9 protein-coding genes are annotated in these 13267 nt (G+C 41.1%); 3 read left to right on the top strand and 6 right to left on the bottom strand.

Going from position 1 to position 13267, the window contains the following annotated elements; all coding sequences use genetic code 11:
• Positions 1-144 precede the first annotated feature (144 nt).
• The 3 genes from DIU38_RS12770 to DIU38_RS12780 form a co-directional block, all read right to left on the bottom strand.
• Positions 145-2706, bottom strand: a complete 2562-nt coding sequence (locus tag DIU38_RS12770) for a DUF3857 domain-containing protein (protein WP_112655059.1) — start codon at positions 2704-2706, stop codon at positions 145-147.
• 228 nt (positions 2707-2934) lie between these two features.
• Positions 2935-3294 (bottom strand): endonuclease domain-containing protein, encoded by a 360-nt coding sequence (locus DIU38_RS12775; RefSeq protein ID WP_112655060.1) that lies wholly within the window; start codon positions 3292-3294, stop codon positions 2935-2937.
• Positions 3295-3479: 185 nt separating this feature from the next.
• On the bottom strand, positions 3480-6503 hold the full coding sequence (locus tag DIU38_RS12780; protein ID WP_112655061.1) for a glycosyltransferase family 117 protein: 3024 nt from the start codon (positions 6501-6503) through the stop codon (positions 3480-3482).
• A 359-nt stretch (positions 6504-6862) separates the two neighbouring features.
• Between DIU38_RS12780 and DIU38_RS12785 the strand changes: the two genes are divergently transcribed.
• On the top strand, positions 6863-8491 hold the full coding sequence (locus DIU38_RS12785) for a gliding motility protein RemB (RefSeq protein WP_243770754.1): 1629 nt from the start codon (positions 6863-6865) through the stop codon (positions 8489-8491).
• A 59-nt stretch (positions 8492-8550) separates the two neighbouring features.
• On the opposite strand, the gene DIU38_RS33025 is transcribed toward DIU38_RS12785, so the two are convergent.
• On the bottom strand, positions 8551-8694 hold the full coding sequence (locus DIU38_RS33025) for a hypothetical protein (RefSeq protein ID WP_167516161.1): 144 nt from the start codon (positions 8692-8694) through the stop codon (positions 8551-8553).
• Positions 8695-8795: 101 nt separating this feature from the next.
• On the opposite strand from DIU38_RS33025, the gene DIU38_RS12790 reads away from it, so the two are divergent.
• On the top strand, positions 8796-9851 hold the full coding sequence (locus DIU38_RS12790; protein WP_112655062.1) for a winged helix DNA-binding domain-containing protein: 1056 nt from the start codon (positions 8796-8798) through the stop codon (positions 9849-9851).
• 45 nt (positions 9852-9896) lie between these two features.
• Positions 9897-10667, top strand: coding sequence for a DNA-formamidopyrimidine glycosylase family protein (locus tag DIU38_RS12795; protein ID WP_112655063.1), 771 nt, complete (start codon positions 9897-9899; stop codon positions 10665-10667).
• A 104-nt stretch (positions 10668-10771) separates the two neighbouring features.
• Here the strand turns inward: DIU38_RS12795 and DIU38_RS12800 are convergent, their stop codons facing one another.
• Both DIU38_RS12800 and DIU38_RS12805 read right to left on the bottom strand, forming a co-directional pair.
• The gene (locus tag DIU38_RS12800) at positions 10772-11353 is read right to left on the bottom strand and encodes a hypothetical protein (RefSeq protein ID WP_112655064.1); all 582 of its coding nucleotides are present in this window, start codon (positions 11351-11353) and stop codon (positions 10772-10774) included.
• A 121-nt stretch (positions 11354-11474) separates the two neighbouring features.
• Complete coding sequence (locus DIU38_RS12805) at positions 11475-13016, bottom strand: MFS transporter (protein ID WP_112655065.1); 1542 nt, start codon at positions 13014-13016, stop codon at positions 11475-11477.
• Between the last annotated feature and the right edge of the window lie 251 nt (positions 13017-13267).

Raw genomic sequence — 13267 nt, forward strand, 5'->3', positions numbered from 1 at the left:
CTTATACCACATAAACATATCATTGACTATCAACAGCTTGAATTCAATCAACAACAATTACATGGCGATATTTCGTGAGATGTCGATTTTTTTTGTCGATTAAAGGCTAAAGACCATGACAGCTGAGTCTTTAACTACCAATAATTAAGATGCCGGTTCTTCCGCAACTCCTGGCCCCTCATAACTATAATTATAAGGCGGATGCGGTACAATGAAAGTTTCCTGCACACGAGACGACTTTTTGAAATAAGGAATCCATATGGCAGCCGTAACTATAGATCGTAAAAGCGGGCTGATCGCTGTTTCTGCAAGCTTACTGCTGATGTTAGCAGCCAAGATATAATCCGTCAAAAAGAAAACGAAGCCAAAAGCAAAATAACCGGTAATACTGGCAGGCAGTATGTCACGTTTATTTAATAGCAACACCAGGCAAAAAATGGCATACATCATTAATATGATATTGCCAATCGCTTCCACCACCACCAGCGACCTGAAATTAAACTCATGCTGGTTGCCATGGTACACATTCCAGGTGTGGAGGCTAAAATAATCGCCTGTAACCATATTTGAACCGGTTACCAAAGCAGTGGCAGCTAAACCTATTGCAATTAATATGAGCCATCCTCCTATCGGAACAAAAGTTGATCCGTAAGCAAATACAATGCCCGGTGTTTCCCTTTGATAAAACCATACACCCAATACAACAAGACCAACCATCAAAAGCAATACAACCAAAACTAATATACTATTTGTAGTTGATGGCTTAGCAGCTCCCTGCAGCGTATAAGAAAAACTGTAACCCAAACTGGTATTATTAAGCCTTTTAATATCGGCCTTAAACTCATCGAGTTTGTTTACCGGTACATAGTCACTCAAAAAGTATAGCTTGTAGTTAAGCGATAAAGTATCGCCCGCAGCAGTAAAATCTGATTCATAATGATAGTAGTCCCGGTTAATGGAATCATGATCTTCGTTAATATTCCAGCCACCAGGCAAAACCACTTTCATAGCATAACTGGCATCGTAAGGGTAGGTAAGAGATACCGGCGTTTTGATACGACCGGTCATAGAGGGAAACTGGTTATAAATAAAATTGGCGAACAGATCGGCAGTAAGCTTATCGCTGGTAGAATCTTTCTTAAAGAAGTCGGCTATTTTATAAGTTTCTATGGTAGTAAGCTTATTGGTTTTCAAATCATCTTTTACGATAATCGAATCCTTAACTTCTATTTTATTATAGATCTTTGCGTAATAATCGAGATAGCTCTTTTCTGTTTCAGCCATCCCCGATGACTCCAGTTTACCCCGCATATAATCAGCTTCATCGCCGGTATAGGTGGTTTTTACGGTGAAGAGTACCGGTGATTTCCCGTCCTTTACGGTGTAAATATCCTCTCCGATAACTTTGCCGCCTTTTGATGGCGGAATAGTGATGAGCGCATCGCTTCCTGGCTTTAATACCAATCCTTTGCCATAACGCGGAAAGTAAATATCCGTGCCCTCACCGCCCTGGTTATCCATAGTGGCGTCAACCCAAACCTGTTTTCCGTTTACGTTGGCGGTTACCACGGCATGGTTAAAAGCGTATGCTGTAGGTATGTATTGCTCAACATGTCCGTTCATATCGGCATTCACCAAAACCATCGAAGCATCAATCCCTCCTGCTTTCAGCATCGATACCAGCAACAATGACTTATCCTTACAATCGCCATAGCGTTGTTTAAATACTTTTTCGGGGTTATTTGCGCGGTGCGAATACTCGCCTATTTCAATACCCATGTAACGCACTTCCTGCTGCACCGTACGTACCGCGGCCCTGAAATATTTTTCCTTGTCGTTACACGCGTCTTTTTTCAGCTTCGCAATCCGCTCGCCAAGCTCACCCTTGATATTTACTGCCGGCGGGTTTATACTTAAGGCCCAGTTAACAACTTCGGCCCAGCTTGCAAACTCACTTACCTGGATAAAACCGCGTTCGTTATACCACGATGGCTGGCTATCATCATCATGCGCCGGTGGTACCTGGAAACCTTCATACTCATAACGCTTTAAGCCGTTCGCTTCACTGATGACAGGCTTGGGTACCGTATTAAAAGTTTTAAAGTTCAGCTTGCGTTGAGATGATGCAATAATAGCCGTATAATGATGTGCAATGGGCGTATACCACTGAACATACATATTTGAACAAAATTTACCGTTCAATATAGGGTTACGGCCTGTAATGGTGTATGAATATTCAATCCGGTCGCCTTTACGGATATCATCCAGAATACATAGGGCAGAAAAACTTCCCTGGTAAATAAAATTAGAAAGATCCTGTTCATCGGCCAATACCTTAAAGGCCGAAGTTTTTAAGCGGCTTAAAGGTTTACCATCGCGCCAAACGGTGATATCATGAAAGTCGAGCCGTTCATAAGCAGGATCAAAACTAACGGAGATCTGCGATGCATTCTGAATGCCGGTTTCGGATACTATTTCGCGGATAATATGGTTATAATCGGCCTGCTTTTCAACCTGCACCTGCTCTTCAATAAGCGCATAATAAAAACCGCGCTCAATAGTACGCGAGGATGGCCTTTGATTATAAGGCTTTAACACGCTAAGCCATGTTGGCCTGTCCGAAATATGCACCGATGGTGTATCGCCAAAAGCAGTCCCGCTGCACCAAAACAACATCACCAAACAAATGAAAAACGTAAAACGCATTTTAAAAACTTTTGTATACAGGCTCTGAAAATAAAGAAATTCAGATCAATTTAATGTAACTATTTTAATATTTAATGGGGTGGTTATATGGGATAATAAACGTATTAAAAAGTAGGCCGATAGCACGAAGAATTGACTCACCCCGGCGTTGCTTCGCTAGCCACCCCTCTCTACGCTTCGCGTATAGAGGGGATATAAAGGATCTCGAGACTTTATGGTTCTATGGGATTAATGCAGGTGTAAAATGATTTTATTCAACACTTCATTTATGTTGCTTATTATTTCATCGTTTTCAAAACGCAGTATTTCTAATCCTAAATCAGATAACACTTTATCGCGATTTTTGTCATATTCTTTTTTATACAAATGGATTGCCCCATCTGCTTCGATAACTAATTTTGCTTCATGACAATAGAAATCGGGGATATAGTATAAACTTTTTCCAAAATATGATTGTACACAAAGAGGGTGTTGCCTAAGGAATTTTTTGCCAGCTAACTTTCTGTTTCTTAATTCAAACCAAAGCTTTTTTTCAGTTACAGTTTCCCGCTGTCTTAATTTTCTGCAAAAATCAATAATACTGCTCATTTTGATAAGGTGATAGGATGAGTAAAGATATTACTTAAATTCAAAATTAAAATTTCTCGTCCCCTCTTTACGCCTGCGTAGAGAGGGGTGACAAGCGCAGCGATGTCGGGGTGAGTAAACTATTAAACCAACAAAGCCACCCCGAAACCGGGATGGCTTTGCGAATAGAATATTATTGAGGATTACTATTGCCCTCCGCCTAATACAGAGCGAAATTTTGATTCGTAACCCTTTAACTGGTTTTCAAATTTGGTAGCAAGAGCAGTTTGATGGTTGTCTTTGGTAAACTGCACCAGTCCGTTCAACACTTGCATGCCTATTTGTACATCGCGCCCGTTAATGCTATTAACATCCTGGCTAAGCAGGTAGGCATTATAATCCAGCTGATCGGTAAGATAATTGTCGATATTGCCTGCCAGTTTGTTACCTAATACTACATCATGAAGCTGATAAGCCAATTGAGTTAAATATAGCTTACGACCGGCAACATCCACATATGGGTAAAGGTCTGGTAATTCGGCATCATATTTCTGAACTACTTTTAACGCTTTATCATTTTTACCTTCCTGAACAAGGTTCTGGGCAAGGTCAAGGAATGTAGTTACCATTACGGGATAAAACATTGAAGTCGACTCGTGATCAAGATATTTAGCACTTTTGAACTTGCCAAATTTAAACTTGTTCATCACGTTATCATACATTACATCAGTATTAGTTTTGCTCAACTGATCATGTAAAGCTGTATCCGGCTTAAACGGAATCAGGTGATAGGTAAAACCTTCTTTGTACAGGTAAGGCTGCAAACCTATCAGGTTTTCGTTACCAATGGTAGTAGTGAAGCAGATGGGGCGCTTCCAGTGGTTATGCGCCAAAATATCAAACATGGCCAAATTCTCTTTGGTTACATAGTTTGATGTATATTTCCACTCCATGGCGGTTGCAAGCTTATCTTTCTGATCGGCTTTTATTACACCGTTTGCAATTACCTCATCAGGGTTAACCGTTACTTTCAGATTTTTGGTCGGCAGGTAGTTGCCATAGTCGCCGCTTTGATATTGTACCTGCGTAGCTTTATCATCAGAAGTAATGAAATCAAACACTTCTTTAATATCCTGGTAGCCAGGCAGTTTCTGATCGTTAAAATAAATAACGTCTCTCACCCCTTCTTTATATTTATCAAAAGGCATAGTGATAGGAAGCGGCTCAGAACTGTTCATCTTTTTCTGCATCTGACGAATGTACCAGTCGCCTGTAAACAAGCTCAGGTTCACGATCCGCACATCCGGGCGGATACCTTCAACCTCCTGATCATACCACAACGAGTAAGTATCATTATCGCCGTAAGTAAACAGAATGGCGTTTGGCGGACATGAAATAAGGTAGTTATAAGCCATATCATGCGGCGTCATTTTGGTTGAGCGGTCATGATCTTTCCACTCTTTGGCTGCCAAAAGTACCGGGCAAACCAAAAGGCCTATAACGGTTGAACCGATAGCAGCCATTTTAGCGTCGATGTATTTGCGGCCAAATTCGGCAATGGCAATTACGCCAAGCCCTATCCATATGGCAAAAGCATAAAACGAGCCCACGTACGAGTAATCACGCTCACGTGGCTGCACTGATGCCTGGTTTACATATAATACAATTGCCAAACCGGTGAAGAAAAACAGTAAACCTACAATCAAGGCGTCCTTACTGCGGCGGTTAACGTGGAAAAACAAACCTATTAAACCAATTATTAATGGCAGGGCGTATAGCGGAGTATAAGTAGTAGCCGCAGTTACTGATTTTGGTAAATGTTTGCCACCGTCAAATAAACCGGTCGTCCAGTTACCGTCAATACCTTCGGTGCTGGTTTGTCCGTCGGCATCGTTATAACGGCCAACAAAGTTCCAGAAAAAGTAACGCCAGTACATTTGGTACATTTGCCAGCTAAACATCCATTTCAGGTTATCGCCCATAGTTGGGGCCTGCCCATCGGGAATCCTCAGCCATTGCTTGTAAAACTGCACGTCGTTAGGATCGGTACTGTACATACGTGGCAATGCTGTGGTATGGTCATATACATAATCAGTTTTACGACCTGCATTTTCATATTTGGTTTTACCTTTACGGTAAATGATACTCCCCTGTTTTTGATCCGTAACCTGCGAATCATACATGGGGCCGGTTAACAAAGGCACTTCACCATACTGGATACGGTTAAGATAACCGTAAAGCGTAAAAGCATTATCAGGATGTGAGTTATTTAAATTAGTATTAGCAGTTGCACGAATAGGGATATAAGCGAATGAGCCATATCCAAAGTATATAAATGCAACGCAAAGTAAAGCCAGGTTTAATACAGGTTTCTTTTTGCGGATGCTGTACAGAATCCCCAATACCAGTGCAACAACTATTAGCAGGATGAAAAAGAATGCTCCGGTACCAAAGCCCATTCCTAAGGAGTTGACAAAGAAAAGATCGAAATAAGCCGCGAACTTAATGGTATATCCCCTGATGCCGTATTGTACCAGGCCAAGAATCACTACCCCTGCCAAAAAAGTAAGGATGCTATTGCCAACGGTAATATTTTGGGTTCGGCGGAAATAGTAAACCATTGCGATGGCCGGTATAGTCAACAGGTTTAACAGGTGAATCCCTATGGATAAACCGATAACATAAGCTATAAAAACAATCCATTTATCAGCACCGGGTTCATCGGCATGCTCATCCCATTTAAGAATTGCCCAAAATACAATTGCAGTACATAGTGATGACAGGGCAAATACAATGGTTTCGACAGCCGAAAACCAAAACGTATCGGTATATGTGAAGGCCAGGGCACCAACAAGGCCGGCCCCCATAATTACATATAATTTATAACCGTCAATAGCCTCATCTCGTTTTTCAACCATCAGTTTTTTGGCAAAAGCAGTAATTGTCCAAAATAAAAACATAATAGTTGCACCGCTGGCCAGTGCCGAACCCATATTAGTAAAGAAAGGCACTTTAGTGTTATCGCCAAATGACAATAACGACAAAACCTTGCCTATCATGGCAAAAACCGGGTAACCAGGCTGGTGGGCTACCTGTAAACGGTAGGCACATGAAATAAATTCGCCGCAATCCCAAAAGCTTACAGACGGCTCTAATGTTAAAATATAGGTTATTGAGGCTATAACAAAACAAAGCCAGCCTAACAGGTTATTGATTTTTTTGTACTGCATTTAATAATATCAATTGATTTAATAGCGCGGCAAATATCATGATTTTTATAACTTATTTAAAAAAAACACCTGCACGTGACAAAATTTAACATTAATTAACTTTTTGAAGTACTGGGATTAAAGAAATTTTATTTACTGATCTCCACGAACAGGCATATTTCAATCCAATTATTTAATAACTATAAACCTGCTTTATTGATAATTAATTCAATGATTATGAACGGTTAACGAGGTATCAATGTCCAAATCAATTTGCATAATTTTAATATATCAGAAACAACCTGCGGGGCATGTATGTATATATCCTTATTTACCAATGAAATTTTTAACTTAGAACAATTAATACTTATTTTGTTGTAATGCAAAAACTCTACTTCCTAAGCTTTCGAAAAACATTTATCATAGCTGTAATTGCCTTATTTACATCGCAATTAGCAAAAGCTCAATCAGTTTATTTACCTAATTCATACCAGTTGTATCAAAAGTTCAATTCGGATATTTATTCTGTAAAAAACTCGGTTCATACTTCATTACGTCCTTTTTTAATTGACAGTACTATTTTGCATACCTATGATTCGGTAATGAATGTTGGTGTTAAAGACCGCAAAACCTGGGGCGGGCGTAAATTATTTAATGAACACCTTTTTGACGTAAAAGCAAAAGAATATACCTTTTATGCCGACTATATTACTGATCTGCAGGCCGGCAGGGATTTCGCTAACAGCAATTCGACCAACTTAAATGTACGTGGATATCAAATTGGGGGAACAGTGGGCAGCAAATTTTCATTTTACACAAGCGGTTTTGAAAATTCGGCCAAGTTTGTATCGTATTATAACAACTATGTCAATACCAATGGTTTTATACCCGGCCAGGCATATGCCAGGAAGTATACAGGCCAACCACGCAACTCACAAGATTGGTCGTACGTAACTGCAATACTCTCCTATTCAGTAACAAAAAAACTGAATATTACTTTAGGCGAGGATAAAATGTTTATTGGTGACGGATACCGGTCGGTGCTCTTATCTGACTTTGCCGCCAATATGCCGCTTCTCAGGCTTACAGCCGACCTTGGCCCCGTACGTTATATGGTAGCGTGGGCCTATATTGAAGACCTCAATAATGTTGCACAAAAATTCGACAGTTTTGGAAGTAACCGCCGCAAATGGGCTTTATTCCATTATATTGACTGGAATATAACCAAACGCGCCTCGTTTGGTATGTTTAACGCCCTGATAGCTCCCGAAGCTGATAACCAAGGTAATCGGGCAGGCTTTGACGCCAATTTTGTGAACCCAATTTTATTTGCAAGCTCGCTGGGTCCGGGTGGTTATCAAAAGGATAATGTATTTTTAGGTTTTAATGCCAAATACAAGATTTTTGATAAAGCTGCCTTGTACGGACAGATCATGTTTGACAGGTTCAAGGGCAGCGATTTCTTTTCGGGCAACAGTACCGATAACACCAACGGCTGGCAACTGGGTATCCGTGGCGCAGATATTTTTAAAGTTAAAAGATTAAACTATCTATTTGAATATAACACTGTTAAGCCATACACTTACAGTAACCAGCAGTCAACAAGCAGTTATTCGTTTTACGGCGATCCTCTGGCCCATCCTTACGGAGCAAACTTCAGGGAGCTTTTGGGCATTGTGAATTATTCGGTTGGCCGATTTGATTTCCAGGGGCAACTTAATTATGCCAAATATGGACTTGATGCCACAAAGGCCGAAAATAACGGCAAAATAATTATCAAGCCTTTTATACCTTCGGCAAATACTACAACTACCATAGGCCAGGGTATAAGTACACAGCTTTATTATGGTGAAGGAACTGTTGCTTACATACTTAACCCAAAGTACAATTTACGCCTGGAACTCGGCGCATTGTACCGCCAGGAAAAAAATGACCAAAAAGATTCAAAAAACACCATGATCACCTTCGGGTTAAGAAGCTCGTTCAGAAATTTATATCACGATTTTTAATTACCGGATGAGCCTTACGAAGTTTTTCAAACTTCGTAAGGCTGTAATTTGAAGAGCCTTTACCCTTTCTTCTTTCTTAAGCCCACAGACAAACCAACGGCAACACCAATTGCTATACCTACACCAACGCTGTGCAAGGCTAAGCCAATAGCAATACCGACAATCATCCCGCCTGCAAAATAATTAGGATCTATCCTGTTCATCCGTTCATCAAAATAAGCCTGTCAAATTAAATCATTTTTCCTGCTGACAAACAGTTGTCCTTAAAATATATTTATTTTGAATAATATCAAAGCAGATTAACATGACCACACGTGATATAGCTAATCTTCGGGTTTATAACCAACACCTTAACCACGATAAATTCAAAAAGCCCGAAGAGGTGGTTGGCCATATGTGCGCCATGCAGGCACAAGAATATGCGCATGCCAAATGGGCAATTGGGTTACGTATGTCATCTCCATCGGACAAGGCCGTGGAAAAAGCGATGACCAACGGCGCTGTCTTACGAACCCATGTATTAAGACCAACCTGGCATTTTGTATTACCTCAGGATATCCGCTGGATGCTTAGCCTTACTGCTCCAAGGATCAACGCAGGCAATGCCGCCATGTATAAAAAACAGGAGGTTACCGATGCCATTTTTAATAAAAGCTTTGATGTATTTACAAAAGGCCTGCAGGGCGGCAAACAGCTAATCCGTACCGAAATTGCCGCTGCGCTAACTCAGGCAAACATAGCTACCAACGATCTCAGGCTTACGATACTGTTAATGAAAGCCGAACTGGAGCAATTAATTTGCAGTGGTGCAAGACAGGGTAAACAATTTACTTACGCACTGCTTGATGAACGTGCACCAATGACACCGGTCATAGATCGTGACGAAGCGGTAGCTCGTTTGGTTTTGCGGTATTTTACAAGCCATGGCCCCGCTACAATAAATGATTTTGTACATTGGAGCGGCCTTACTGTTGCCGATGCCAAAACCGGGATCGAAATAAATAAAAGCCGGCTCAGTAATGTAATCATTGAAGAGATAAGCTATTGGATGAGTACTGATGCCGATTTCAGTACAGCAAAAAAAACAGGGGCTTACCTTCTGCCTGTTTACGATGAGTTAATTATAGCGTATAAAAATCGCGATGCCATGGTACCGGCCAGCTTTCGGGATAAAATAGGGGCTATTACCTTTTTCCCAACTATAATGGTCAATAACCAGGTGGTTGGCAACTGGAGCCGGAATATGGGCAAAAAGAATATTGATATCGAGCTCAAACCATTTAACAAACTCAATAAAACTCAAAACCAGTCTATTGAAAGCGCCATACAACGTTTTAAAAAGTTTAATGGTGTCGGATAACAAACATTAATTACAACAACAAGTTACTTATAAAAACAACATATTATGCCCGAACTACCCGACCTGCAGGCTTTTAGCCATAACCTGCAAAAAATACTTGCAGGTAAAACCGTTAAAAAAATAGAAGTACCTAACGCTAAAAAACTAAATGTTAGCGTACACGAATTAAACGAGGTATTAAGCGGGCAAAAGCTCGAAAAAGTATATCGCGAAGGGAAGGAACTGCATATTAAATTTAGCAAGGGCGATGTATTGGGTCTGCACCTGATGCTGCACGGTAAACTGTTTTTGTTCGATACAAAGAACGACAACAAGTACAGCATCATCGAGCTGCACTTTGATGATGGCAGCGGATTAGTACTAACCGATTTCCAGGGGATAGCGACGCCTACCCTCAACCCCGAAAAAAAGGACGTACCCGACGCGCTTGATGCCGATGCCGAGTATTTGAGAAAGCGCCTGGCAAAAACAAAAACCAATATTAAAACTGTTCTGCTTGATCAGAAGATCATGAGAGGCGTCGGCAATGCGTACGCCGATGAGATTTTATGGCACGCTCGCATTTCTCCGTTCTCCATAAGCAGTAAAATACCGGAGGCCAAACTGAAAGACCTGGTTAAGGCAATAAAATCGGTATTGGAAGATGCAGAACAAAATATCCTTAAATCAAACCCCGACATCATTAACGGTGAAGTTCGTGATTTCATGGATATTCACAATTCAAAGAAAAAACACAGCCCAACAGGCGCCGCGATCATAATTAACGAAGCATCGCGGAAAACATATTATACTGATGAGCAGGAATTGTTCGAGTAAATCTCGCAGGGTTTAAAGAAGACTATTTAGCATATTTACTGCGCTCGTTTGCAATGAGCACAGTTGTTAAAAGTCTCTCCTTTAGGGAAGATTTAGAGGGGCATCTACTTCAACTTTTTCACCAGTACATTAAAATCAACACCAACAATCGGAATCTTCCTCCAGAATTGGGTTTCACCATCCTTATGGAAGGTACCACCGTTAAATAAGCCGCAGGCAAATCCAACGTTGGAGTTGGTTTTAGTTGTCAAAAATTCAATAGAAACCACAATATCACCGGCCACTTTAACATTGTATGGCGATAAGTCGACAGTGGTTAATTGATGATTTTCCACATCGTCGTATTTTTTAATATAGCCTTTTATTTCGTCTTTAACCAAATTAGCTTCATTTGGAAACTTCCCGGCCATTTGGTAAACATTTACTTTAAAAGGAATGCTATCGCTTGATCGGTTTTGAGTATGAAAGTTCAGCTTAAGTAATTGTACCTGCTGTTTACCAGCATTCATTTCAATACCAACCTGCGCACCTTTAACAGCATCAAAGGTATTATTGGATGACCCGCTTCGGGGTTTGTTGCCTATCGTTTTGGTTTTATCCTGGGCGGATACGCTAACGGCAACAAAGCATAAAAAACATAACGCAAAGAGTTTTACAGAATTTCGGGAGAATATCGATTTGAACATAACAATAAGCTTTAGATGAATTTGTAAGGTAGACGATAGTGATAAACAAATGGTTGCAACCCCAATCTGATTTTTTTAGGATCTACGCAGAGGCACTCTATACACGTTTTTTCAAAAACAATCACTCCTTCTTAACAGCGTTATTCCTGATAAAAATAACCGACATCAGCGCACCCAGGAAACCAAGGCCGGCGCAGATCCGCATAATATTGCCATAGGCCGAAATAAATCCGTTGTGATAGGCAATCCCGACTGCCTTTTTGTTGGATCCGTCGATGCCGGCGGGCACTTTAGCATTACCTAAGTTGGCCGATTGTTCCATAACCGTCTTTTTATCTTTTTCATTAAGGGATAACTTTTTCAACTCCCCCTGCATCGCTCCCGAAAAAAATAAAACCGCGAGGGCACCAAAAATGGCATTGGCAAAAACATTGGCAATCCGGGTCATAGCATTATTAATGCCCGATGCCGTGCCCGAAAAATGATCACTTACCGATCCCATTACCGTTGCCGTAAGCGGCGCTACCGTTAATGACATGCCGAAGCCAAAAACAAGCACGCCAGGGAAAAAGCTTGTCCAATAATCGGAGGGGCCTGCAGTTTGTTTAATGAACGACAATACCAGTAACCCGGCTCCCGCCAAAGCCGGACCGATGATGAGCAATAAACGCGGGCCTTTTTTATCGGCGATAGCTCCTGCATAACGCGCAATGGAGATCATGAGCACAGTAAAAGGTAAAAATGTTAATCCAGATTGCAGCTGGCTATACCCCTGCACCTGCACCATGTTTAGTGATATGAACAGCATACCGCCACCCAAACCCGCGTACAGAAAAAATGTAAGCAGGTTTACCCCGCTAAAGGTTTTACTACTAAACAGGTTTAGCGGCATCATGGGATGTTTGCTTGTACCTTCTATGTAAATAAAAACAATGAGCAATAATAAGCCAAGGGCTAATGATCCATAAACCTGCCAGCTATTAAAACCAACCGCCGGCATCCGCAGAAAACCAAATGTTAGCAAAGCAAGCCCTGATGCAATAGAAACAGCTCCGGGAAAATCAATGGTTTGATCGGTATTATCATCCTTACTTTCGGCAACCTTGCGCCACAGAATGAGTAAAGCTACTATCCCTATGGGTATATTAATAAAGAATATGTACCGCCATAAACCGGCATCGGCTAAGGCGCCACCCAATACCGGGCCGCCCACTGTAACTATCGTGGTAATGGCCGACCATGTTCCGATAGCCTTGCCCCTTTCTTTTGCATCGATGGATGATGAAATAAGCGAAAGGCTCCCGGGAATCATCAGTGCACCTCCAATACCCTGTATGATCCGAAAAACAATGAGATAAAAAACACCCGGTGAAAACCCGCAAAGAGCTGATCCGGTTATAAAAATAAAGATCCCTATCATGAAGACCTTCTTCCGCCCCAGTTTATCGCCAAGCGAGCCGCCTATTAAAATAAGCGAGGCAAGCATCAACAGGTAAGCGTTCAGGATCCAAAAGAGATCAGCTCCTTTGGCATCAAGGCTTTGTTGTAATGCGGGCAGCACCACATTAAGTGCTGTACCATCAATAAATGCCATGGCCGAAGCCAGTATAGCCGAAACCATGATCCATTTGCCTGCCGGGCTGCCCAATGAAACTGTAGCCATATTTTATGAGGTTGTAATTGAAAGGTTTATTACAAAGTTGCAGTAAATGATCGGATTAAACGGAGCCTAAAAAAACAATTTAAAGTGTTGCAAAAAAATATGACTATCGCCTGAAAACACCGATGTTTTCCGGGCAAAGCAGGATCAGCAAAAATATTGCAGCAAAATCAAGTGGTAAAACTTCCGACTCATTTACTGCCGAAAATAGCATTATCAAAATGGTTAATATAATTATTGCGATAACATGGTTG

Origin of the sequence: Mucilaginibacter metallidurans (genome assembly GCF_003286435.2) — a bacterium.
In the GTDB taxonomy this organism is placed as follows: domain Bacteria; phylum Bacteroidota; class Bacteroidia; order Sphingobacteriales; family Sphingobacteriaceae; genus Mucilaginibacter; species Mucilaginibacter gossypii.

Coding starts and splice junctions, on each gene's coding strand:
- DIU38_RS12770 (WP_112655059.1), bottom strand. CDS start 2,706: ATGCGTTTTACGTTTTTCATTTGTTTGGTGATGTTGTTTTGGTGCAGC.
- DIU38_RS12775 (WP_112655060.1), bottom strand. CDS start 3,294: ATGAGCAGTATTATTGATTTTTGCAGAAAATTAAGACAGCGGGAAACT.
- DIU38_RS12780 (WP_112655061.1), bottom strand. CDS start 6,503: ATGCAGTACAAAAAAATCAATAACCTGTTAGGCTGGCTTTGTTTTGTT.
- DIU38_RS12785 (WP_243770754.1), top strand. CDS start 6,863: ATGCAAAAACTCTACTTCCTAAGCTTTCGAAAAACATTTATCATAGCT.
- DIU38_RS33025 (WP_167516161.1), bottom strand. CDS start 8,694: ATGAACAGGATAGATCCTAATTATTTTGCAGGCGGGATGATTGTCGGT.
- DIU38_RS12790 (WP_112655062.1), top strand. CDS start 8,796: ATGACCACACGTGATATAGCTAATCTTCGGGTTTATAACCAACACCTT.
- DIU38_RS12795 (WP_112655063.1), top strand. CDS start 9,897: ATGCCCGAACTACCCGACCTGCAGGCTTTTAGCCATAACCTGCAAAAA.
- DIU38_RS12800 (WP_112655064.1), bottom strand. CDS start 11,353: ATGTTCAAATCGATATTCTCCCGAAATTCTGTAAAACTCTTTGCGTTA.
- DIU38_RS12805 (WP_112655065.1), bottom strand. CDS start 13,016: ATGGCTACAGTTTCATTGGGCAGCCCGGCAGGCAAATGGATCATGGTT.